General features: G+C 72.7%; 19 protein-coding genes and 1 riboswitch. Of the genes, 9 read left to right on the top strand and 10 right to left on the bottom strand.

The window, feature by feature from the left end; genetic code table 11:
* The 3 genes from F8271_RS02835 to F8271_RS02820 all read left to right on the top strand — a co-directional run.
* On the top strand, positions 1–1,198 hold a 1,198-nt coding region (locus tag F8271_RS02835), incomplete at its 5' end, for a DUF2786 domain-containing protein (RefSeq protein ID WP_225854128.1).
* 95 nt (positions 1,199–1,293) lie between these two features.
* The gene (locus F8271_RS02825) at positions 1,294–2,550 is read left to right on the top strand and encodes an RNA polymerase sigma factor (protein ID WP_151488018.1); all 1,257 of its coding nucleotides are present in this window, start codon (positions 1,294–1,296) and stop codon (positions 2,548–2,550) included.
* A gap of 643 nt (positions 2,551–3,193) precedes the next feature.
* Positions 3,194–3,394 carry an AlpA family transcriptional regulator gene (locus F8271_RS02820; RefSeq protein WP_151488017.1) on the top strand — a complete coding sequence of 67 codons (201 nt, stop codon included), beginning with the start codon at positions 3,194–3,196 and terminating at the stop codon, positions 3,392–3,394.
* 44 nt (positions 3,395–3,438) lie between these two features.
* On the opposite strand, the gene F8271_RS02815 is transcribed toward F8271_RS02820, so the two are convergent.
* From F8271_RS02815 to F8271_RS02795, 5 genes are all read right to left on the bottom strand, one after another.
* A complete protein-coding gene (locus tag F8271_RS02815; protein WP_151488016.1) occupies positions 3,439–3,699 on the bottom strand; it encodes a hypothetical protein in 261 nt (86 codons plus the stop codon).
* A gap of 851 nt (positions 3,700–4,550) precedes the next feature.
* Positions 4,551–4,724, bottom strand: coding sequence for a CsbD family protein (locus F8271_RS02810; RefSeq protein ID WP_036390803.1), 174 nt, complete (start codon positions 4,722–4,724; stop codon positions 4,551–4,553).
* A gap of 75 nt (positions 4,725–4,799) precedes the next feature.
* Positions 4,800–7,046, bottom strand: coding sequence for a cation-translocating P-type ATPase (locus F8271_RS02805; protein WP_151488015.1), 2,247 nt, complete (start codon positions 7,044–7,046; stop codon positions 4,800–4,802).
* Between the two features lie 12 nt (positions 7,047–7,058).
* Positions 7,059–8,006 (bottom strand): hypothetical protein, encoded by a 948-nt coding sequence (locus F8271_RS02800; RefSeq protein ID WP_151488014.1) that lies wholly within the window; start codon positions 8,004–8,006, stop codon positions 7,059–7,061.
* Positions 8,003–8,230, bottom strand: coding sequence for a heavy-metal-associated domain-containing protein (locus tag F8271_RS02795; protein ID WP_151488013.1), 228 nt, complete (start codon positions 8,228–8,230; stop codon positions 8,003–8,005). The genes F8271_RS02800 and F8271_RS02795 overlap by 4 nt, the downstream gene beginning before the upstream one ends.
* Positions 8,231–8,325: 95 nt before the next feature.
* Here F8271_RS02795 and F8271_RS02790 point away from each other — a divergent pair, with 95 nt between their 5' ends.
* Complete coding sequence (locus F8271_RS02790; RefSeq protein ID WP_030329541.1) at positions 8,326–8,622, top strand: metal-sensitive transcriptional regulator; 297 nt, start codon at positions 8,326–8,328, stop codon at positions 8,620–8,622.
* Between the two features lie 6 nt (positions 8,623–8,628).
* Here the strand turns inward: F8271_RS02790 and F8271_RS02785 are convergent, their stop codons facing one another.
* Entirely contained in the window at positions 8,629–10,659 is a 2,031-nt protein-coding gene (locus F8271_RS02785; RefSeq protein ID WP_151488012.1) for a heavy metal translocating P-type ATPase, read from the bottom strand.
* A 314-nt stretch (positions 10,660–10,973) separates the two neighbouring features.
* Between F8271_RS02785 and F8271_RS02780 the strand changes: the two genes are divergently transcribed.
* Together F8271_RS02780 and F8271_RS02775 are read left to right on the top strand one after the other, a co-directional pair.
* Positions 10,974–12,344 carry a YibE/F family protein gene (locus F8271_RS02780; protein ID WP_151488011.1) on the top strand — a complete coding sequence of 457 codons (1,371 nt, stop codon included), beginning with the start codon at positions 10,974–10,976 and terminating at the stop codon, positions 12,342–12,344.
* A gap of 166 nt (positions 12,345–12,510) precedes the next feature.
* Positions 12,511–12,641, top strand: a riboswitch (cyclic di-AMP (ydaO/yuaA leader).
* 4 nt (positions 12,642–12,645) lie between these two features.
* The gene (locus F8271_RS02775) at positions 12,646–13,665 is read left to right on the top strand and encodes a hypothetical protein (protein ID WP_151488010.1); all 1,020 of its coding nucleotides are present in this window, start codon (positions 12,646–12,648) and stop codon (positions 13,663–13,665) included.
* 57 nt (positions 13,666–13,722) lie between these two features.
* On the opposite strand, the gene F8271_RS02770 is transcribed toward F8271_RS02775, so the two are convergent.
* Positions 13,723–14,439 carry a carbonic anhydrase gene (locus tag F8271_RS02770; protein ID WP_151488009.1) on the bottom strand — a complete coding sequence of 239 codons (717 nt, stop codon included), beginning with the start codon at positions 14,437–14,439 and terminating at the stop codon, positions 13,723–13,725.
* 225 nt (positions 14,440–14,664) lie between these two features.
* Here F8271_RS02770 and F8271_RS02765 point away from each other — a divergent pair, with 225 nt between their 5' ends.
* Entirely contained in the window at positions 14,665–15,000 is a 336-nt protein-coding gene (locus F8271_RS02765) for a MarR family winged helix-turn-helix transcriptional regulator (protein WP_151488008.1), read from the top strand.
* 50 nt (positions 15,001–15,050) lie between these two features.
* Positions 15,051–16,292: a type VII secretion-associated serine protease mycosin gene (gene mycP, locus F8271_RS02760; protein WP_225854127.1), complete on the top strand. Its 1,242-nt coding sequence runs from the start codon at positions 15,051–15,053 to the stop codon at positions 16,290–16,292.
* 87 nt (positions 16,293–16,379) lie between these two features.
* On the opposite strand, the gene F8271_RS02755 is transcribed toward mycP, so the two are convergent.
* The 3 genes from F8271_RS02755 to eccCa form a co-directional block, all read right to left on the bottom strand.
* On the bottom strand, positions 16,380–16,658 hold the full coding sequence (locus F8271_RS02755) for a WXG100 family type VII secretion target (RefSeq protein ID WP_139583997.1): 279 nt from the start codon (positions 16,656–16,658) through the stop codon (positions 16,380–16,382).
* Positions 16,659–16,683: 25 nt separating this feature from the next.
* Positions 16,684–16,992 (bottom strand): WXG100 family type VII secretion target, encoded by a 309-nt coding sequence (locus F8271_RS02750; RefSeq protein ID WP_151488007.1) that lies wholly within the window; start codon positions 16,990–16,992, stop codon positions 16,684–16,686.
* Between the two features lie 205 nt (positions 16,993–17,197).
* Positions 17,198–21,163 (bottom strand): type VII secretion protein EccCa, encoded by a 3,966-nt coding sequence (eccCa, locus tag F8271_RS02745; protein WP_151488006.1) that lies wholly within the window; start codon positions 21,161–21,163, stop codon positions 17,198–17,200.
* Positions 21,164–21,329: 166 nt separating this feature from the next.
* Between eccCa and eccD the strand changes: the two genes are divergently transcribed.
* Positions 21,330–22,727, top strand: a complete 1,398-nt coding sequence (gene eccD, locus F8271_RS02740; protein ID WP_151488005.1) for a type VII secretion integral membrane protein EccD — start codon at positions 21,330–21,332, stop codon at positions 22,725–22,727.
* Positions 22,728–22,743 lie beyond the last annotated feature (16 nt).

The raw sequence follows: 22,743 nt of genomic DNA, 5'->3' as shown, positions 1-22,743 counted from the left end.
CGAACGGCAGCTGGACCAGCTGATGGTCGGCACCGGCGCGGCGGACGGCACCACGGCGGTCGACGCGGCGTTGCTGCGTCGCCTGGTCCGTGGCCTGGGGCGGCTCTGGCCGCGCGGGTGGCAACCGGCCGACGTGCACCGGCTCACCGCGCGACGGCTCGACGCCCGCGCGGCCCGGCTGGTCGGTGACGCGATGGCCGCCCAGCGGCGCGAGCAGGCCGAGCCGGTCCCCGCCTGGTGGGACGACCAGCTCCGCGAGCTGACCGCCGAGGTGCGCCACGACGACCGGGGCGTGCTGGCCGGCTGGGCCAGCCGCGAAGGGCTGGACCGGGTCGACGCCCTCCGCGCCGCCATCGACGTACTCGCGCTGGTGGAGAGCCTGCCGCCGATCGCGGTGCTACGCCCGCCGCCCGGCTCGACCGGCGCGGCGATCCCCCGCGCGGCCGGTACGGCCCGCAGTGGGTCGCCGATGCTGGATCGGGTACGGGCGCTGCTGGCGAAGGCCGAGTCGACGACCTTCCCGGCCGAGGCGGAGGCGTTGACCGGCAAGGCACAGGAGTTGATCGCCCGGCACAGCATCGACGAGGCGTTACTGGCCGCCGGGGCGGAGAGCGGCGACGTGCCGGGCGGAGTCCGGCTGAGCACCGACCCCCCGTACGCGGGCGCGAAGGCCCTGCTGGTGCAGGAGGTGGCTGCGGCGAACCGGTGCGAGGCGGTCTGGTCCGACGACCTGGGCTTCACCACCGTGCTGGGCTGGCCGGCGGACCTGGTGGCGGTGGAGTTGCTCTACACGTCGCTGCTGGTCCAGGCGACCGCCGCGATGCTGCGCGGGCGTACCGAGCGCCGAGCGGGGTCGGGCCGGCGGACGAAGGTGTGGGACGAGTCGTTCCTCAACGCGTTCGCGCTGCGCATCGGTGAGCGGCTGCGGACGGCCACCGACGCGGCCACCGACGCCGCGGACCAGGCGGCGGCCGGGACGGCTGGGGCGGAGCGGCTGTTGCCGGTGCTCGCCAAGCGCGGCGAGGCGGTCCGGGAGCGGCTGGACACCCTGTTCCCCGGCGTCACCCGGCACCGGCTCAGTGTCCGCGACGCCGAGGGCTGGTCGTCGGGCACGTCGGCCGCCGACCGGGCGTCGCTGGAGGTCGGCGGCGGCGGCGGGAAGCCTCGACAGGTGCCCGGACGGCCCGATCGGCGCTGACCCGATCGGCGTGGGACCGCCGCCCGCTGGCCGGACGTCCGCTTCGGCGGCGCGATGGAGGTCCGTCCGATCATGGACGAGGCCGGGACGGAGATGTGACCGGGGACCGGACGGTCGAGGATCTGCTGCGCACGCTCGCGCCGCAGGTCCTCGGCCTGCTGGTCCGCCGGCACGGGCAGTTCGACAGGTGTGAGGACGCGGTCCAGGAGGCGCTGCTCGCCGCCGCCCTGCAATGGCCCGGGCAGGGCGTACCGGACAATCCCCGTGCCTGGCTGCTCACCGTCGCCACCCGCCGGCTCACCGACGAGTGGCGCAGCGAGCGCGCCCGCCGCGACCGCGAGATGGCGGTGGCGTTGCGGGAGCCGGCGTACGGTCAGGTGGCGCCACCGGCCGACGCGGAGCCGACGGTGGCGGACGCCGACGACACCCTCACCCTGCTGTTTCTCTGCTGTCATCCGGCACTGGCCGGGTCGGCGCAGGTGGCGCTCACGCTGCGCGCGGTCGGCGGGCTCAGTACCGCCCAGATCGCCCGGGCGCACCTGCTGCCGGAGGCGACGATGAGCCAGCGGATCCGCCGGGCGAAGCAGCGGATCGAGGCCGCGGGCGCCCGCTTCGACATGCCGGCGCCGGGTGAGCGGGAGGAGCGGCTACGCACGGTGTTGCGGGTGCTCTATCTGATCTTCAACGAGGGGTACACGGCCTCCAGCGGGCCGGATCTGCACCGGGTCGACCTGACCGGCGAGGCGATCCGGCTGGCCCGCATCCTGCACGGGCTGCTGCCCGACGATGGTGAGGTGGCCGGCCTGCTGGCGCTGATGCTGCTCACCGACGCGCACCGGGCGGCCCGGGTGGGTCCGGACGGCGAGTTGGTGCCGCTGGCCGAGCAGGACCGCAGCCGCTGGGACGCCGCCGCCACCGCGGAGGGGATCGTGCTGATCACGGAGGCGTTGACCTGGTCGCCACCCGGCCCGTACCAGCTCCAGGCGGCGATCGCCGCCGTGCACGCCGAGGCGCCGACGGCGGCGCAGACGGACTGGCGGCAGATCGTCGCGCTCTACCGGCTGCTGGCCCGGATCGCCCCGAACCCGATGGTCACCCTCAACCAGGCGGTGGCGGTCGCCATGGTGGACGGTCCACGCGCCGGGCTGGCCCTGCTCACACCACTGGACGCCGACGAGCGCACGGCCGGGCACCACCGGCTCGCCGCCGTCCGGGCGCACCTGCTGGAGCTGGCCGGTGAGCCCGGTGCGGCGCGGGAGGCGTACCTGGCGGCGGCGCGTGGCACCACGAGCCTGCCGGAGCAGCGCTACCTGGAGGTGCGGGCGGCGCGGCTGGCCGCCGGGCGGCACTGACCGCCCGACAGCCGCGCGGTCAGACCACGGGGTCGACGGCCGGACAGCGCGCGCCCCACTCGGGTACCACCTGGTCGATCAGGTAGGCGCGACGGCGTCCTCGGCGATTATGCAGATGAGGGATTTCTAGTAACGCTGCGATCGGTCCCGACCACCCGGTACGCCTTCAACCGGTCGCGCGCCCACCGCAGTTCGCTGCACCCACCTGGCCGGCAGCGCTGGCACGACCCATGCGCCTGGTGCTGCGCGATGGTCTGCCGGGCCAGCATCGGCACCCACACCGACCGGGGCAACTCCCGCTCGATCACCTGCGGTGCGCCTTGAGCGTGTCTCGTGCCCACGTCAGCATGTCGCACCGGTCGCCCTGGCACTGTGCGCAGCCTCCGGTGGCCCGGTGCTCGCTGGGTGGCTTGTGATGCTGGGTGATCACCCGTTGCGCGGTCCAAACGACCAGCGCTGGCGTCACAGGTCCGTCGTCCATGGCCACGGCTCTACCTCCAGAACGGGCAGGTCCGGCCACCGATCCCTGATCAGGTGACCGGACCGCATCCGGTTGTCGCCCCGCCAGCCTCCATTGCAACGTGCGCACCGCCAAGCTTGGAAGTGGCAACGTGCGCACGTAACACGTACATACGGTCATGGCGTGAGACTCGTGGCGCTCTCCGACATCGCGGACATGCTCGGCGGCGTGTCGCGCACCCGCGCCACCGAGATCACGAACCGCGCGACCTTCCCGGCACCGATTGATACGGTCGCCAGCGGCAAGGTGCGAGTCTGGGACCGCGCCGACGTCGAAGCGTGGATCAAGAAGCACCGGCCGCACCAAGCGCGTGACGAAAGCTGAGACGGCCCGGACCCTGCCAAGGTCCGGGCCGTCTGCTGTACCGCTTACTGCTTCTCCACCACACCCTTGAGCCAGTCCGAGATGTAGTAGAGGCTCGTGCCGGCGTCGGAGGCACCCGGGCCATCGAGCTTGTCGGCTACGTCCTCCACGGCGTCGCGGAGTCGGTTCAACTCCTGCGCAACGGCCAGCATCGCGTACGCCGCGCCGCACTGGCGGAGGTCGTTGGCATTCAGCTTGACCCCCGATTCATCGTCCCGCTTCTCTGCGCCGGACAGGTAGTTGGCGGCCAGCCCCCGGTAGTTCATCTCGGGGCACGTCTGGCACACCTGCGCGGAGCACCGACGGCGAAAACGGCGATCCGTCAGACAGCGTCCACATACTTATCCACAGCGACACCCCGCAAGTTGTCGCACTGATGTGCATTTGCCCTCTAGCTGCGACGCCCTGGCGCACGCGCGGGCGAGTCGGTAGTGGAGGGAGGTGCCGTTACAGTCCAACCGAGCGCGCGAGACGGGCCGCTGAACGCTCAGTGGTGGGGTCGCTGTCCGGTGCGAAAGCTAGATTGCTCCAACGGAAGTAGCCGGCCTGGCTCGCCAGGTCAAGGCGGCCGGCTCCCGGGGATGGCACTCCCCGGGGCCGCCTTGAACGGTCACGTCCGCTCATGTCCGAGGCAAGGACCATCTATGAGGGAGAACGAGACCCAGTGACCACGGTAACGAGAGGTACCGGGCCGCACCAGCCCGGGGGACCTGGCAGCACGGAGAACGCCCTGATCGCGGGGTTGTTGCTGGTGACGGCGCTGTCCATCGGGGCGCTGCTCTGCATCGTCTTGAGCAGCGCCGAGGAGATGGGCGACGTCGCCCCGGGTAGCGATTCCTGCCATCAGCGGAATTGCCCTGGCCGCGATCGGCGCGATTGCGGTCGTGCTGCGTAAGCGGCCTCCCCGGAGCCGGCGCTAGCGCGAGCGGCAGTGGGGGTTGTTAAAAGCACCTCCCTGCCAGCCGTTCGCCCACAACTTCATCAAGGCGGGCGACACTGACCCGGAGAAGATGTCGTCAGGGGGTCGGATGCCGGCTTCACTGATTCGGACCGGCTGGTCAGCGCGACGCCGGGCCGGTAAATGATCACCGGCCCGGCGTGCGGGTTACGCCGTACGTCAGCTCTTGAAGGCGTCCTTGATCTTCTCGCCGGCCTGCTTGAGCTTGGCGGTGGACTGGTCAGCGCGGCCCTCGGCCTCGAGCTGCTCGTTGTCGGTGGCCCGACCGGCGCCTTCCTTCAGCTTGCCGGTCGCGTCCTCGGTGGCGTTGTTGATCTTGTCGTCGATACCCATTGCCAACCTCCAATTGCAAGCGTCTCTACGAACCCAGAGGTACCCCCGCCGTCACCACTCCAACCATTACCGCCGTCACAGATCACCAGCAGCCGGGCGGAACCGGCGCAGGCGCAGGCTGTTAGCCACCACGAAGACCGAGGACAACGCCATGGTGGCGCCGGCGATCATCGGGTTGAGCAGCCCGGCGGCGGCCAACGGCAGGGCCGCCACGTTGTAGCCGAACGCCCAGAAGAGGTTGCCCCGGATGATGCCGAGCGTGCGCCGGGACAGTCGGATCGCGTCCACCGCCGCGTCCAGGTCGCCTCGGACGAGCGTGAGGTCGGACGCCTCGATCGCCACGTCGGTGCCGGTGCCCATGGCCAGACCCAGGTCGGCCTGGGCCAGCGCCGGGGCGTCGTTGACCCCGTCACCGACCATCGCCACCGACCGCCCCTCGGCCTGGAGCCGCTTCACGACGTCGACCTTGCCGGCGGGCAGCACCTCGGCGATCACCTCGTCCACGCCCACCTCGGCGGCGACCGCGCGGGCCACGGTGGCGTTGTCCCCGGTCAGCAGGATCGGGGTGAGCCCCAGCGCGCGCAACCGCGCAACGGCCGCCCGACTGGTCGGCCGGACCACGTCGGCGACCGCGAGGACCCCTCGGGCCCGCCCGTCCCAACCGGCGAGGATCGCCGTCCGGCCGGCGGCCTCCGCGTCGCTGACGGCCCACTCGACCTCCGGCGGTACGTCGAGTCCCCGCTCGCGCAGCAGCCGGGGCCGACCGACCAGCACGACCCGCCCGTCGACGGTGCCGGTCACGCCCAGCCCCTCGAGGTTGGCGAAGCCGGTGACCGGGGGCAGCGTGCCGGCCTCGGCGGCGCCCGCGGCGACCGCACGGGCGATCGGGTGCTCGGAGGCGGTCTCCACCGCCCCGGCCAACCGGAGCAGCTCGCCGCGGTCCTCCCCGCTCGCCGGCACCGCGTCCACCAGGGTCATCCGGCCGGTCGTCACGGTGCCGGTCTTGTCCAGCACCACGGTGTCCACCCGCCGGGTCGACTCCAGCACCTCCGGCCCCTTGATCAGTACGCCGAGCTGGGCGCCCCGCCCGGTGCCGACCAGCAGCGCGGTCGGGGTGGCCAGGCCGAGCGCGCACGGGCAGGCGATGATCAGCACGGCCACGGCGGCGGTGAACGCGGCGGTCGGGCCGGCACCGGTGCCGAACCACCAGCCGAGCGTGCCGACGGCGAGGGTGATGACGATCGGCACGAAGACCCCGGAGATCCGGTCGGCCAGCCTCTGCACCGCCGCCTTGCCGCTCTGCGCCTGCTCGACCAGGTCGGCCATCCGGGCGAGCTGGGTGTCGCCGCCGACCCGGGTGGCGGTGACGACCAGCCGGCCGCCCGCGTTGATCGTGGCACCGACCACGCCGTCACCGGGACCGACCTCGACCGGCACCGACTCGCCCGTCAGCATGCTGGCGTCGACGGCCGACGTGCCCTCGTCGACCACCCCGTCGGTGGCGATCTTCTCCCCGGGCCGGACCACGAACCGGTCGCCCACGGCGAGCCGGTCCACCGGTATCCGGGTCTCCACGCCGTCGCGCAGCACCGCCACGTCCCTGGCGCCGAGTTCGAGGAGGGCGCGCAGGGCCGCGCCGGCGGTGCGCTTGGACCGCGCCTCGAAGTAGCGGCCGGCCAGGATGAACACCGTCACCCCGGCGGCCGCCTCCAGGTAGATGGTGCCGGCGCCGTCGGTGCGGGTGATGTCGAGGCGGAACGGGTGTGTCATGCCGGGCAGACCGGCGTCGCCGAGGAAGAGCGCCCACAGCGACCAGCCGAACGCGGCCAGGGTGCCGAGCGAGACCAGCGTGTCCATGGTCGCCGCGCCGTGGCGCAGGTTGGTCCAGGCGGCCCGGTGGAACGGCAGGCCACCCCAGACCACCACCGGTGCGGCGAGGGTCAGCGACAGCCACTGCCAGTAGTCGAACTGCCAGGCCGGGACCATGGCCAGCAGGACCACGGGCACGCTGAGCGCCACCGACACCCACAGCCGGGTACGCGGGCCGCGCAGCGGGTCCACCGGCTGCTCTGCGGTCGGCGGGGCCGGCAGCGCCGCCGAGTAGCCGGTCTTCTGGACGGTGTCGATCAGGTCGTCGGGCGTGACGCCGTCGGCGTAGCGGACGGTGGCCTTCTCGGTGGCGTAGTTGACGGTGGCGCTCACCCCGTCCATCCGGTTCAGCTTCTTCTCGATCCGGGCGGCGCAGGCGGCGCAGGTCATCCCCCCGATCGCCAGCTCGATCCGGTTCGGCGCCTCGGGCAGGGGTCTGCTGGTGGTGGTCATCGTCTGGTCCCGTCAGTTGTGCCCGTGCCCGGGGGTGCCGTGCTCGGCGCCTCCGGTCGGCGCGGGTCCGCTCGCGCCGGGGTCGCCCCCGGTCGGGGCGGTGCCGGCGACGACGGTGAACTCGGCGGTGTGCACCGCCCCGCCGTGCCGGAAGTCGAGGTAGAGCCGGTAGCTGCCGGTCGACGGCACCTCGGCGAGGAAGGTGACGTTCGGGCCGGGACGGGTCCGGCCGTCGCCGGGTGTCCCGTCCGGGTGCACGTGCAGGTACGCGAGGTCACCCCGGCGCAGCGCCACCAGGTGGCCGTACGCGCCCAGGTAGGGCTCCAGGTCGGTGACCGGCTGCCCGGCACGGCTGACGGTCAGGGTGAGCGACGAGGTGCGGCCGGGCTGCGGCGCGCCGGTCAGGGTGACCGTGTAACCGTCGACGGTGGTGCTGGTCGCCGGTGCGGGCAGCGGCCGCTCGGTCAGCTCCCCGGGGACGGTCACGTCGACACCGAGGGTCAGCGGCTCACCCCCGGTCGGAGCGAAGTCGGCGAAGGCACGCCACTGGCCGGGGCCGGCCAGCGGGGTGGCGACCCGCCAGGTGCCGTCCGGGCCGAGGTCGGGGTGGACGTGGCGGAAACCGGAGAGGTCCCGCCGGGCCACGATCAGGTGCATCCGCTTGTCGTGCGCCACGTCGTACCGGGTGACCGGGCGGCCGTCCGGGCCGTCGATCCGGAAGGCGAACTCGCCGGCCGGGGCGCCGACCGGGGCGAGGGTGTAGCCCCGGTCGGAGACGAGCAGGCCGCCGGGGAGCCGGTCGGCCGTCTCGTCGTGGCCCCCCGCCGAGGTGGCGCCGCCGTCGTGCCGACTCTCCACGGCGGGCACCTCGGGGTCGACCACCTGGCCAACCCCGTACGCCGTGCCGAAGACCGCAACGAGAGCGAGGGCGAATCCGCCCAGTCGGGTCACCGTGCTCACGCCGGGACTTCCGACGACCCGTCCACGAGGTCGTAGCCGGCCTCGTCGACGGCGGCCCGGACGCTCGCCACGTCCAGCGGCTGGTCGCTGCTCACGGTGACCCGGCCGCTGGCGAGATCGACCTGGACGTCGCGCACACCCGCGAGGGCGCCCACCTCGGCGCTCACCGCGCTGACGCAGTGCCCACAGGTCATGCCCTGCACCTGGTACGTCGTGTTGACCATCGGACCGTCTCCTCCGCCTCGCTTACCGGTACCCGGTGGGGGTATCGCACGAAGGACCGTACCATACCCCCCAGGGGTAGGCTATCCTGGTCGCCATGACCGCACCCACCCCGATCCGCGGGTACACCGCCAGCAAGGACCAGCTGCTCGCGCGGCTCCGCCGCGTCGAGGGGCAGGTCCGGGGGATCGAGAAGATGGTCGACGACGACCGCTACTGCATCGACGTGCTCACCCAGATCTCCGCGATCCAGGCCGCCCTGGACAAGGTGGCGCTGGGGCTGCTCGACGGGCACGCCCGGCACTGCATGCACGAGGGCGCCGCCGAGGGCCGCGCCGACGAGATGGCCACCGAGATGATGGCCGCGGTCGGCCGGCTGATGAAGCGCGGCTGACGCCCCTCAGTCCCGCTCCGGGTCGAGCCGCACCCGCCGCAGCAACTGGGCGTTGAGCGCGACCACGACGGTGGACGCGGACATCAGCACCGCGGCCAGCGCCGGGCTCAACGCCACCCCGGCCCAGGCCAGCACCCCGGCCGCCAACGGCAGCGCCACCGCGTTGTAGCCCGCCGCCCAGGCCAGGTTCTGCCGCATCTTCCGGTACGACGCCCGGGACAGCCGCACCACGGCAGCCACCCCGCGCGGGTCCGACGAGGCGAGCACCACCCCGGCCGACTCGATCGCCACGTCGGTGCCCGCACCGATCGCGATGCCCACATCCGCGCGGGCCAGGGCGGGCGCGTCGTTCACCCCGTCGCCGACCATCGCCACGGTCAGGCCCCGGCGCTGGAGTTCGGCCACCCGGCCGTCCTTGTCGGCGGGCAGCACCTCGGCGAAGACCTCGTCGACGCCGGGACGGAACCCGAGTTCGGCAGCGACCGCCTCGGCCACCGGCCGCGCGTCTCCGGTGATCATGGCGATGGTCCGGACACCCTCGGCACGCAACTCGTCGACGGCCCGCCGCGCCTCCGGACGCACCTCGTCGGCCAACGCGAACGCGCCGAGCACGGTGTCCGGCAGCCGCACCAGGTGCAGCACCGCCGCACCGCGCGCGGACCAGTGCCCGATCGCCGCCTCCAGATCGGCCGGGAGGGACACCCCCAGCTCGCGGAGCAGCGCCGGCCCACCCACCGCGTACCGCGTACCGTCGACGGTTGCCTGCACCCCGCGGCCCGGCAGCGACCGGAACCCGGCCGCCCGAGCCGGACCGGCGGGCCCCGCCGCCGCGACGATCGCCCGGGCCAACGGGTGCTCGCTGTCCGACTCCACCCCGGCGGCGAGCCGCAGCGCCTCGTCCCGGTCGACACCCGCCGCGGCCAGCACGTCGGTGACGGCGTGCTCGCCCCGGGTCAGGGTGCCGGTCTTGTCGAAGAGCACCGCGCCCACGGTCCGCATCCGCTCCAGCGCCAACCGGTCCTTCACCAGGATCCCGGATCGCGCGGCAAGCGCGGTGGAGAGCGCGACGACGAGCGGAATGGCCAGGCCGAGCGCGTGCGGGCAGGCGATCACCAGGACGGTGACCGCGCGCACCACCGCCTCGTCGGGCTGGCCGAGCGCCGTCCACACCAGCACGGTCAGCACGGCGGTGCCGGTGGCCACGTAGAACAACGCCGCGGCGAACCGGTCGGCCAGCAGTTGGGCACGACCGCCGGAACGCTGCGCCTGGGCGACCATGCGCTGGATGCCGGCGAGCGCCGTCTGGGCACCCAGCGCCTCGACACGTACCCGGATCGCCGAGTCGGTGGCGACGGTGCCCGCCACCACCCGGTCGCCGACCGCGCGGGCAACCGGCCGCGACTCGCCGGTGATCATTGATTCGTCCAGCTCCGCGCCGCCGTCGACGATGCCCCCGTCGGCCGGCACCCGACCGCCCGGGCGGACCAGCACCACATCGCCGACCCGCAGCTCGCCGACGGACACGGCCTCGACCCGCCCGTCGGCGGTCACCCGCTCGGCGTCGTCGGGCAGCAGCGCGGCCAGCGCCGCGAGCGCGCCCCGAGCCTGTCCGATGGCCTTCATCTCCTGCCAGTGCCCGAGCAGCATGATGGTGACCAACGCCGCCAGCTCCCACCAGAAGTCCAGGTCGAAGGCGCCCGCGCTGGTGGCCAGCGACGCGGTGTACGCGACGGTGATCGCCATCGCGATCAGCAGCATCATGCCCGGCGCCCGGTCCCGGACCTCCCGGACCGCACCGACCAGGAACGGCCAGCCACCCCACCAGAACACCACCGAGCCGAGCACCGGCCCCACCCAGGAACGCCCCGGAACATCCCCGCGCAGGCCGAGCCGGTCCGCCACGAGGTGACTGGTCAACACCACCGGCACGGTGAGCACCAGACAGACCCAGAACCGGCGACGGAACATCGCCGGATCGTGACCGGCGTGCTTGTCGTGCCCGCCATGATGCCGGTCCTGCGGTGACTCAGCGCGCATGACTCCACCATCCAGCCCCGCACGCCGCCCCGCGGGCTGTTCGACAACCCCCGACACTCCGCCACGACCTGCGTCCCGCGCCCGGGCTGGTTAGCATTTCCGGCGATGGCCCTCCGGATCCCGCCGCGCAGTCCGGCGCCGACACCGCCTCGACGCGGCGGCGCCCCCGGCCGAGCCGGCCCCTCGTTCACGGTGTGTGACCAAACGGTCGTCATTCAGCGATCCGCCGCGTCCGCCGCCGCAATACCGCGGCGGCGGTGAACCGACCGGCCCGTCGGCACGTACCCCGCACCGGATTCGTTGGGAGTCTCGCATTGGGTTCCGACCACACCCGTTCCGCTCCGTCCGCCCCGCCCCGGGTACGACGGATCCTCGTCGCGACGGTGGTACCCCTGTTCGTCGCCACGGTGGTCGCGGCGCTGGTGCTCTGGCCCCGCGACGGCACGCCGGAGACCGGCGGCGGCGCGGACGTCCCGCGCTACCAGGGCACCGTGACCCGTGTGGTGACCGAGCCGTGCCCGCCCACGCCGCAGACCCCGGAGGGCACACCGGACGCCGGCGACGGGCCGTGCGGCACCGTGGACGTCCGGGTGCAGAACGGGCCGAGTGCCGGGCAGCAGGTCCAGACTCCGGTACCGGACGGCCCGGGGGCGCCCCGGGTCGACGTCGGCGACGAGGTCATCCTGGTCGAGCTGAACGACCCGGCCGATCCCAGCGCCAGCAGCTGGAACATCGCCGAACACCAGCGCGGCACGCCGCTGGTGTGGCTCGCGGTGGTCTTCGCCGCCGCGATCGTGGCGTTCGGCCGGTGGCGCGGCCTGGCCGCGCTCGCCGGGCTGGCCGCGAGCTTCGCCATCCTGCTCACCTTCGTGCTGCCGGGCATCGCGGCCGGTCGGTCACCGCTGCTCGTGGCGGTCGTCGGCGCCGCGCTGATCATGTTCGTGGTGCTCTACCTGACGCACGGGGTGACCGCGCAGACCTCGGTCGCCGTGCTCGGCACCCTGGGCAGCCTGGTGCTCACCGGCGTGCTGGCCACCATCGCCACCGCCGCCACCCACCTGACCGGCTTCGGCAGCGAGGACGCCACCACGCTGTCGATGTTCCAGGCCGACGTGGACCTGCACGGCCTGCTCCTCGCCGGGATCATCATCGGTTCGCTCGGGGTGCTCGACGACGTGACGGTCACCCAGGCGGCCACCGTCACCGAGCTGGCGAACGCCAACCCCGGCCTGACCCGGTTGCAGCTCTACCGGGCGGCCACCCGGGTCGGCCGGGCCCACATCGCCTCCACGGTCAACACCATCGTGCTGGCGTACGCGGGCGCCTCGCTGCCCCTGCTGCTCCTGCTCACCGCCGACACGCGCCCCCTCGGCCAGATCCTCACCAGCGAGTTCCTCGCGCAGGAGATCGTCCGCAGCGCGGTCGCCACCCTCGGCCTGATCGCCGCCGTACCGCTGACCACCGGGCTCGCCGCGGTGGTGACCGCCGCCGGCCGGTCGGCTGCCGCGCCGGCCGACGACGCCCCCGCCGGGCGGCCCCGGCCGGACCGGGCGGAAGCGCTGGCCGCCCTGAGCTCCCCCCGCACGGGTCCACCGGACGGACCGGACCCGACGGGGCCCACACCCCCGCCCACCGCCACCGACCGGTGGCCAGAGCCGAACAGGAGCACGGATACGGCATGGTGACACTCCTCAGCGTGACCAGATCGGGCATCCGGCCTGAGAATCGCATCACTGGTCACTCAACGCCATGGCGAAATGACGCTTTTAGTCGGCATCGGGACGTAGCTCAGGCGGTCGACTCTCGGGTAACCTCGCTGCCGGTCACCGCCGAAGGCGCGAATCGGCGCCTGCGGTACCACCGCCCAATCGCCAACCGGCGAGCCGGGAACCCAGGTACGTGGGGTGAATCCGCGACAGCGGTAGGGGCCACTTCCGCCCCGAACCCGTCAGCTAACCCGGTCGGCGGTCGACGGAAGGGAACATTGTGACGGCACCCCTACGCCGCTGGTTGACACCGGTGGTGGCCGTGATCGCCGCACTGACCGTGCTCGCCGGGCCCCTCCCCGCGCACGCCGCCCCGACGACTCCCACGCCGTCCGGGCACGAGGAGGACGGCGAGCCCAAGCTGCTCACCGACGTCATCGAGAAGACCAACCGGGACTACGTCGCCGCCAAGTCCAAGCTGGACAAGTCCAAGAAGCGACAGCTCGAACTCTCGCACGAGGTGGACCGCGCGAAGGCCGACCTGGAGGCCCTGGCCCCGCAGGTCGGTCAGATCGCCGCCCAGTCGTACCGGACCGGTCGGATCGGCGCGATCGCGATGCTGCTGGAGAGCGACGCCCCCGACTCGTTCGTCCGGCGCGTCGCCACGCTCGACGAGATGAACATGGTCAACGAGAAGAAGCTCGCCGAGGTCAACGCGGTGAAGTTTCGCGCCGAGCAGGCCAAGCTGGCCCTCGACGCGGAGGTCCGCGAGCAGCAGAAGCAGGCCGCCCTGATGGCCAAGGAGAAGCGCGACGCGGACAAGGCGCTTGCCCTGGTCGGCGGCCAGGGCTTCACCGGCGGTCTGGTGGACGCCACCTCACGGGTCGCCGCGATCGGCCCCGGCCGGACCGTCGACGGTGAGTGGAAGTCCGAGTCCTGCAGCGAGAACGACCCCACCACCTCCGGCTGCATCACGCCGCGCACGCTGCACGCGTACAAGGAGGTCAAGAAGGCCGGCTTCAACCGGTTCGTCGGCTGCTACCGCCCCGGCGGGCCGTGGGAGCACCCGAAGGGCCGCGCCTGCGACTGGTCGTTGCAGCAGAGCGGCTTCAGCCCGTGGCACAACGACGACACCCGCATGTACGGCAACAACGTCGCCGCATTCCTCATCCGTAACGCCGACCGCCTCGGCATCTACTACGTGATCTGGAACCGGCAGATCTGGTTCCCGGCAACCGGCTGGAAGTCGTACAGCGGGGACTCGGACCACACCGACCACGTCCACATGTCGATGCTCTGACCCGCACCTCTCGCTGTCGAGGGCCGTCCCGCGTCACGCGGGGCGGCCCTCGTCGCGTCAGGCGGCTGCCGCCGCAGACCCGTCGGGCACGTCGAGCGTCGCCACGCCGGCCGGGACGGCGGCGACCGGGCGCACCACTCCGGCGGCCAGCCGGTACGACACGCCCACCACCGCGCACCGTCCCCGCGCCACCTCGTCGGCCAGCACGGACGACTGCCCGAGCAACGTCTCGACGGTCTGCGCGATGTGAATGTCGACGATGCCGTCGATGTCGTCGACCCCCTCGGCGGCGGCCCGACGGAGGCTGGGCAGGACGGCGTCGACCACCGCGCCCAGGTGCCCCGCCGGTGCGACGCCGGTGGCGGTGACCTCCCGGGCCGCCTGGACCGCGCCGCACGAGTCGTGGCCCAGCACGACCACCAGCGGGGTGCCGAGCACGGTCACGGCGTACTCGACGCTGCCCAGCACCTCCGGGCCGGTCGTGTGCCCGGCCGTGCGGACCACGAACAGGTCCCCCAGCCCCCGGTCGAAGATGATCTCGGCGGCCAACCGTGAGTCGGAGCAGCCGACGATCACCGCGAACGGGTGCTGTCCGTCGGCCACCGCGGCCCGGTGCCCGGCGTCCTGGTTGGGGTGGCGCGGGGAGCCGCTGACGAAACGCCGGTTGCCGGCGACCAGCTCGGCGTACGCCCGGGCCGGTTCGGTGTTCGTCGACGACTCGTCTGCGCCGCGCTGCGAACCCGGCTGCCCGCCGGATGCTCCGGGAAGACTCATCCCCGCTCCTCGTCCATGCATATGACCTGGTCAACCGGGCTCTTCAGGCGGGCCTGCGGTGAGCGCCGGCTCGGGGCTACACCGTCACACGCACCGGAAGAGGCGTCAAGATATGCGTGATTTAGATTTCATGCATTGACCCGGCGGTCAGTCGTCGGACACCCCCCGAGAGTGGGGCGGGGAAGCCCTTGAGGCAGGCTTGGCACCTGGAGAGGTGGTCCAACCATGGCACGGACTGTGACGGGCGACACCGGCGGCGGGCGGAACTGGACGTTCCTCACCAACCACGGGCACGTTCTGCTGGCCATCGCCCGCGACCCCACCGCACGGCTGCGCGACGTCGCGGCGGAGGTCGGCGTGACCGAACGGGCCGCGCAGGCGATCGTCGCGGACCTGGAGGCGGAGGGGTACCTGCGGCGCACCCGGGTCGGGCGGCGCAACGAGTACACCCTCAACCCGTCCGGCCGGTTCCGGCACCCCGCCGAGGCCGACCGGCAGGTCGGCGACCTGCTCGCGCTCTTCACCGAGGCACCTCCCGTGGACACCACCCGCCCCTCCTGACCGCGACCGCCGGGCCGCTGCCCGGCGCACCACAGCGGTAATCTCTGCGGGTGCGCGAAAGCCTGCCGATGAGCGCGACCGAGCCGCCCCGCCGTGCCCGGCGGGCCACCCGACGCGTCCTCAGTGGAGCGTTGGCGACCCTGCTCGGCACCGCCCTGGTGGCACCCGCCCCGGCGGTCGCGGCACCGCCCACCTGTGGCCCTGCCGGCGAGTCGGGCCTGACCGAGATGCCGTGGGGGCTGCGCCGACTGGAGCCGTCCTCGGCCTGGCCGTTGTCCCGTGGCGCCGGCGTGACGGTCGCCGTCATCGATTCCGGGGTTTCCGCCATCCACCCGGTGCTCAAGGGCCAGGTGCTCGACGGTCGCGACTTCAACGACCTCCCGGCCAACCAGGGGCAGTGCGACCTGGTCGGGCACGGCACGATGATCGCCGGCATCATCGCCGGGAAGGAAGGCACCGGCGTCCCGTTCAGCGGCATCGCCCCGGCCGCGCGCATCCTGCCGATCCGGGTCCTGCCCGATCTCAAGAGCACCAACGACGAGGCGCTGCCCGGGCAGGTCGCCGCCGCCATCGACTGGGCCGTCGACCAGGGCGCAGACGTGATCAACATGTCGCTGACGACACTGCCCCGCCCCGAGCTGGCGCAGGCCGTCGAACGGGCGCTGACCAAGCGGGTGATCCTGGTCGCCGCCGCCGGCAACCGGCAGGAGAACCAGCAGGACCGGCCGGGCTACCCGGCCGCCTATCCCGGCGTGATCGCCGTCGGCGGCGTGGACGAGCAGGGTGGCCACGTCGGCACGTCGGTCAGCGGCTCCTACGTGGACATCGCCGCGCCGGGGTTGAACATCGTCGGACCGGCCCCCGGAGGGTCCGGCTACCGCGCCGAGCCCAACGGCGGCACCAGCTACGCCACCGCGTACGTGTCGGGGACGGCCGCGCTGGTCCGGGCCGCCTACCCCGACCTCGACCCGCAGCAGGTCGCCGACCGGCTGGAACGGACCGCCGACAACCCGCCCGACGGGCACAACGCGGACATCGGCTACGGCGTGGTCAGCCCGTACCGGGCGGTGTCGAGTGTGCTCGGCACCCGCACGGACCCACCCGCCGGGGCACTGCCGGCACCCACCCCGGAGACCGACCCGCTGAGCTGGCAACGCACCGCCGCGCTCTGGGCCGCGGCGATCGGCGCTCTGCTCGTCGTGCTGCTGCTGGTCGCGCGACCGGTGCTGGCCCGAGGCCAGCGGCGCGGCTGGCGCCCGGGCCGGCGTACGGACACACCCGTCACCGACTGAGCTGGCTCCTGGGCCGCCGCGGGCTGGACAACGCACTGCGGCCCCGACCCAGGTCGAACCCGGACCGGAGCCGCAGCGGCGATTGCCTCAGCTCCACACCTTGGAGTTGCTCATCTCGGTGGAGACGTAGTTTTCCCGGGCGATGCCGACGGCACCACCGATCTCGTTGAGAATCCGGTTGATGTCCCGGACGGCCGTGTCCCACTTCGCCTGGTGCTGCTCGTAGGCGACCCGGTCCTCGCCGTCCCAGTGCAGCTTGGACAGCATCGACCGCAGCGTGTCGAGCTTCTCGTCGATGGTCTTCGAGATGGCCTGCATCTGCTGGTTGCTGCTCTCGAGGACCGCGTAGTCAACCTTGATCGTCACGACTTCCTCCTCTGCTGACTGCGGATCACGGGTTGAGAGCAGAGTGGAACTTGTCCAGCATCTGCTGCTGCTCTTCGTCGTTGACCTGGTGCGTCGTACCCGACTTGTCGAGCAGGTCGGCGATGCTGTCCATCGCCGTCAGCAGCTTGACGGTGTCCTCGTTCCAGCGCGACATCAACGACTGGAAGCCCGTGGACGCCTGACCCTTCCACGCCATGGCCAGGTCGTCGACCACGTTCCACAGCTTCTTCAGCTCGCCGTCGACCTCGCTGCGCGTGGACCGCACGTCACTCGCGGCGGTATGCAGAGTCGCAGCTTCGACCTCGAACGCCATGCTTCACACCCTTCCGTCATGTTGTGGTGGCGGCTTCGCCGCACCCCTCCCCCGCGGCAAGGCAGCGACACCCCACCGACGGACACTCCAGTGAAGACCGTAGCCGACCCGGTCCAGCCGGCGCAGCCCTGACCGGCCACGTTCGATGGATAGTGGTGAATCGGGAATGCGACCCAACGATCGGCGCCCGTGCACGTCGACCCCGTCAGGACGGCTCGGACCAGGCGGTCTGGATCAGTTGCTGGCCGTCGCGGCGACGCACGAGGGTGCCCCGACCCGGCGGCTGCGGGCTCGGCCGCAACGTGCCGAAGACGGCACCCTCCTCCCGGTTGCCGGACATCAGCAGGCCCGGCGAGTCCAGTTCCCGTAGCCGTTGCAGCACCGGTTCGTAGAGCGCCCGGGACACGCCACCGACCCGCCGCGTGACGACCAGGTGCAGGCCGATGTCCCGAGCCTGCGGCAGCAACTCCAGCAGGGCGCTGAGTGGGTTGCTGCCGCCGGAGGCCACCAGGTCGTAGTCGTCCACCAGGATGTACAGGTCCGGACCCTTCCACCAACTGCGGTCGCGCAGCTGGGCCGTGGTCACGTCCGGGCCGGGCAGCCGGTTGGACAACGCGCTGCGGATCGAGCCGAGCCCCTGGGCGAACGCCTGGTTGGACGGTGCGTAGTCCAGCAGGTGGTCGCCCTCCACCGCACCCAGCAGGCCGCGCCGGTAGTCGGCGATCACCAGCCGGGCCTGCGCCGGCGTGTACCGCTCGGTGATGCCTCGGGCGATCAACCGCAGCAGGTTCGTCTTGCCGCACTCGGCGTCGCCGAAGACCGTCAGATGCGGCTCGTTGACCAGGTCCAGGTAGACCGGCGCGAGCGCCGACTCGTTGACGCCGATCGGCAGGCCGGGCACCGACCGGTCGATGATCCGGGCCAGCTCGGCCACCGGAAGTCGACGCGGCAGCAGCCGCACCTTCGGCGCCGGACGGCCCGGCCAGTTCGTCGCCACGTGCCCGGCCAGGGCGATCGACGCCTCGGTCAGGTCCTCGATGTCGCGGCGGCCGTCGATCCGGGAGATGGCGGTGAGGAAGTGCAGCTTGTCCCGGGTCAGACCACGGCCGGGTGCCTTCTCCGGCACGTTCATCGCCGAGCGGCGGTCGATCTCCGACTCGGACGCGTCACCCAGCCGCAGCTCAAGCTTGGTGCCGAGCAGATCCCGCATGTTGATCCGGATCTCCGCCCAGCGCACCGCCGTGAGCACCACGTGCACGCCGAAACCGAGACCCCGGTTGGCGAGCGTCGTGATGGTCTGCTCCAGCTCCTCGTACTCCTGGCGCAGCGTGTTCCAGCCGTCCACCACCAGGAACACGTCACCGAACGGGTCGTCGGCGAACTCGCCGGCGGCCCGCCGACGGCGGTAGCTGGCCACCGAGTCGATGCCGTGCTGGGCGAAGCGCGCCTCCCGGTCGTCCAGCACCGCGACAACCTCGGCCACCGTGCGGCGCACCGCCTCGACGTCCCGCCGGCCGGCCACCCCGGCCATGTGCGGCAGCCGCTCCAGGCTGCGCAACGCGCCACCGCCGAAGTTCAGGCAGAAGAACTGCACCTCACGCGGCGTGTGGGTGAGCGCCAGCGACGCCAGCAGCGTACGGAGCATGGTGCTCTTGCCGCTCATCGAACGGCCCACGATGACCACGTTGCCGCCCGCGCCGGCCAGCTCGACCATCATCGGGTCACGGCGCTGCTCGTACGGGCGGTCGACCACGCCGACCGGCACGGTGAGGCGGCCCCGGCCCGGCCACGACGCGGTGCACAGGCCGTACGTCGGATCCACGGCCAGCTGGCCGAGCAGTTCACCCAGGCCCGGCGGGTCGGCCAGCGGCGGCAACCAGACCTGGTGCGCCGGACGGCCACGGCCCTTGAGCTGGTCGATCAACACGTCGAGCATCGCCACGGCCTTGCCGTCCGCCGGCTGCTCCGGCTCCGGTGCGGTGTCCACCGGCATCTGCGGGGCCTGCGCCGGAATGAAGTCGAGCCCGTACGGCACGATGCGGCGTTGCACCAGCGCCTGCGACGCCGACGCCTGCTGCCCCGGCGCCCGGTACGCCCCCGACACGTACGCGGCCCGGAACCGCAGCATCGTGCTGGTGTCCGTCTTCAGGTAGCCGTGCCCGGGCGCGTTCGGCAGCTCGTACGCGTCCGGCACGCCGAGCACGATCCGGCTCTCCACCGCCGAGAAGGTCCGCAGACCGATCCGGTACGACAGGTGGGTGTCCAGGCCGCGCAGCTTGCCCTCTTCGAGGCGCTGGCTGGCCAGCAGCAGGTGCACGCCGAGCGAACGGCCCAGCCGGCCGATCATGACGAAGAGGTCGATGAAGTCGGGTTTGGCGGCGAGCAGCTCGCTGAACTCGTCACAGATGATCAGGAGGCTGGGCATCGGCGCCAGCGGTTCGCCGGCCGAGCGGGCCTTCTCGTACTCGAAGCGGGAGACGTAGTTGCCGGCGGCCCGCAGCAGCTCCTGCCGGCGCACCATCTCGCCGGCGAGCGCGTCCCGCATGCGGTCCACCAGCGGCAGCTCGTCGGCCAGGTTGGTGATCACCGCGCTGGTGTGCGGCAGCGCCTCCAACGAGGCGAACGTCGCGCCACCCTTGAAGTCCACCAGGACGAAGTTCAGTTCCTCCGACGAGTGGGTGACCGCCAGCGCGGCCACCACCGTACGGAGCAGCTCGCTCTTGCCGGAACCGGTCGCGCCGATCACCAGACCGTGCGGGCCCATGCCCTCGTGCGCGGACTCCTTGAAATCCAGCTCGACCACGTTGCCGTCCGGGCCGACGCCGAGCGGGATGCGCAGCCGGTCCCGGTGCCCGCGTGGCCGCCAGGTCTGCCGGACGTCGACCGTGGCGGCGTCACCCACGCCGAGCAGGTCGGGCAGCTCCATGCTGCGGGCCAGCGGCTCCTCGTTGCTGGTCTGCTGCTGGGAGAGCCGGTAAGGGGCGATCTGCCGGGCCAGCCCCTCGGCGGCCTCGGCGGTGAGCCGGTCCGGGCGGCCCAGCGGCGACGACGAGCTGCCCCGGACCAACTCCAGGGTGCTTCCGTCGCCCACGTCGAGGCACAGCAGCCAGCGGCCGGCGTCGCGCGGGACGGTGCCGGACAGGTCGATCATCGTGGCGCCCAGCAGACCCGGGCCCAGCAGCTGGCCGGTCGGCGACACCTCACCGCCGTCGATCACCACGACCAGGTGCGGCGCGGTGGTCAGCGGCTTGGTCTCGGGCGCGAAGCGGGGTCGCCCGGCCAGCTCACCGGCGAGGGACTCCTCCGCCTCGGCGAGGCTCGCGAACACCAGTCGACGCGCGCCCGCCGCGTCGGTACGTCCACTGTGGTGCGCGTGCGGCAGCCACTTCACCCAGTTCCAGGCCGACTGCCGGTCCGGTGCGGCCACCACCGCGATCACCAGGTCGTCCGGGGCGTGGAAGGTCGCCAGCTGACCCAGCGCGGCCCGGGCCAGGTCGAGCACCGGCTCCCGGTCGCCACGTAGCACCACCCGGCTGAACGCGCGCACCGACAGCGCGGTCGGCAGGTCGGGCACGCTCGAGTGGGCGCGGACGAACCGGCGCAGCGCGATCGCGCTCATCGGCTCCAGGTCCTCGACCGGCTTGGTCTCCGGCGGAACGATCTCCACCGCCAGTCGCTGCGGGCCGAGCGCGATCCGGGTTTCGCCGAAGTCGTCCTCGGTGATCCGCCGCTCCCACAGCCGCCGGGACGCGGCGATCGACCAGAGCGCGTCCGGCTCCGGATGCCGCCACGCCATCGCCGCACGCTGCTGCTCGGCCGCGCGCCGGGTGCGCTTGCGCATCTGGGCCAGGTAGCGCATGTAGTCGCGGCGGTCGGCGTTCAGCTCGGCCTTGTCCTTGCCGCCGTTGTTGGCCAACGAACCGATCGCCATCCCGAGCATGGAGACGCCGAACAGACCACCGGCGACGTACGTCATCATGCCGCCGCCCTTGCCGGCGTAGAGGAATGCCATCGCGCCGACCCCGCAGAACATCGGCAGGATCATGAGCAGCTGCCCCATCCCGCGGGGCGTCGACTCCGGCAGCTCCGGAGGGGACTCCAGCAGCACCTCACCGCGCGGCAAGGCTGGCCCCGGCTGACGCGGGAGCCGGCGGAACACCACCGTGCTCACGGCTGTCTCCTCCCCAGAAGCGGCCTTGACGACATGCCGTCGCGGACCGAAGTCTGCGGGCGGGCATCGTACGTGCACGCCATCGTAGGTAATCTCCCGTGGGCGCGGTGGACCCGCATCGCGGCACCGCGGCCAGCCGATCGTAGACGGACACCTGGAGGCCACTGTGGCGACGAAGACGGCGACCGGTGGTCTGAGCCGGATCACCATCGTGGCTCCGCGTACCCGAATGGATCTGGCCCTGCCGTCGGACGTGCCGTTGGCGGACCTGCTCCCCACCCTGCTGCGCTACGCCGGAGAGGATCTCGCCGACGAGGGGGTGCGGCACGGCGGTTGGGCACTGTCCCGGTTGGGCGGTGCGCCGCTGGACGGGGGGCGTACGGCGGTGCAGCTCGGCGTCCGCGACGGTGAGGTGCTCTACTTCAATCCCCGCTCGGCGGCGGCCCCGGAGATCGTCTTCGACGACGTGGTGGACGCGGTGGCCACCGCCACCAACCAGCGACCCGGTGCCTGGCAGGTCGGCGCGAGCCGGTCCTTCGCGGTGCTGTTCGCCGCGGCGGCGCTGGGTGCCGGCGCGCTGGCCGCGCTCTTCGCCGGCCCACCGCACCTGCCCGGCGCGGTGGCGGCTCTGCTGGTGGCGGTGGCGCTGCTGGTCGGCGCGGCGGTGCTGTCCCGGGCCGCCGGTGACAGCCGGACCGGCGCGGTGCTGGCCATGGTCGGCCTGGTGCACGCGGGCACCGGGGGTCTGCTGCTGCTGGCCGGCGACCGGCCGTTGACCGACCTGGCGAGCCCGCACGTCCTGCTCGCGGCGACCGCCGTGGTGGTCGGCGGGGCGGTGGCGGTGCTGGCGGTCGGTGACCGGTACCCGCTGTTCTTCGCCTCGATCGGCGTGGGCGCGGCCACCGGCCTGGGCGCACTCCTCTGCCTGGCCTTTGGCATCGACGCCGCGGCCGCGGCGGCGGTGGTCGCGGCGGTCGCGTTCGGCGCGGTGCCGGCGTTGCCGATGGTGGCCTACCGGCTGGCCCGACTGCCGGTGCCGTCGATCCCGACCGGCCCGGAGGACCTGAAGACCGACAACGAGTCGGTCGACGGCCGGCAGGTGCTCCAGCAGAGTGAGCGCGCCGACGAGTTCCTGACCGGTCTGCTGTGGACCGTGTCGATGCTGGTCCTCGGCGCGGAGCTGGTGCTCGCCCTGGACGGCCGGCTGCCGGCGGTACTGCTGTGCCTGGTGCTGGGGCTGCTCTCGCTGCTGCGTGCCCGTCCGCTGCTGGGCCGGGCGCAGCGCGTCCCGGTGCTGCTCGCCGGCACGGTGGGGCTGGGCCTCGCCGCCGCGGCGGCCTTCGCCGACGGGTCGCTGCCGGTCCGGCTCGGCCTGGTCCTCGGTGGGCTGCTGCTGGCCGCCGTGATCAGCCTGGTCTACGGGCTGACCGTCGCCGGCAAGCGCATCTCACCGGTCTGGGGCCGGCTGCTCGACATCGTCGAGATCCTGCTGATCATCTCGCTGGTGCCGCTCGCCGTCTGGGTCTGCGGGCTGTACGGCTGGATCGTCAACCTGCGGCCCTGACCGCCGAAGCACGGAC

This window comes from Micromonospora sp. ALFpr18c, from assembly GCF_008868155.1.
Lineage (GTDB): Bacteria > Actinomycetota > Actinomycetes > Mycobacteriales > Micromonosporaceae > Micromonospora.
Note: the sequence above shows the minus strand (reverse complement) of the source record. Positions and strands in the feature narration are given on the sequence as shown.

Excerpts from the sequence above, each read along its gene's own strand:
- F8271_RS02795 (WP_151488013.1), bottom strand. The coding sequence starts at position 8,230 with ATGGTCAACACGACGTACCAGGTGCAGGGCATGACCTGTGGGCACTGC.
- F8271_RS02790 (WP_030329541.1), top strand. The coding sequence starts at position 8,326 with ATGACCGCACCCACCCCGATCCGCGGGTACACCGCCAGCAAGGACCAG.
- F8271_RS02810 (WP_036390803.1), bottom strand. The coding sequence starts at position 4,724 with ATGGGTATCGACGACAAGATCAACAACGCCACCGAGGACGCGACCGGC.
- F8271_RS02770 (WP_151488009.1), bottom strand. The coding sequence starts at position 14,439 with ATGAGTCTTCCCGGAGCATCCGGCGGGCAGCCGGGTTCGCAGCGCGGC.
- F8271_RS02765 (WP_151488008.1), top strand. The coding sequence starts at position 14,665 with ATGGCACGGACTGTGACGGGCGACACCGGCGGCGGGCGGAACTGGACG.
- F8271_RS02750 (WP_151488007.1), bottom strand. The coding sequence starts at position 16,992 with ATGGCGTTCGAGGTCGAAGCTGCGACTCTGCATACCGCCGCGAGTGAC.
- F8271_RS02785 (WP_151488012.1), bottom strand. The coding sequence starts at position 10,659 with ATGCGCGCTGAGTCACCGCAGGACCGGCATCATGGCGGGCACGACAAG.
- F8271_RS02815 (WP_151488016.1), bottom strand. The coding sequence starts at position 3,699 with ATGAACTACCGGGGGCTGGCCGCCAACTACCTGTCCGGCGCAGAGAAG.
- F8271_RS02805 (WP_151488015.1), bottom strand. The coding sequence starts at position 7,046 with ATGACCACCACCAGCAGACCCCTGCCCGAGGCGCCGAACCGGATCGAG.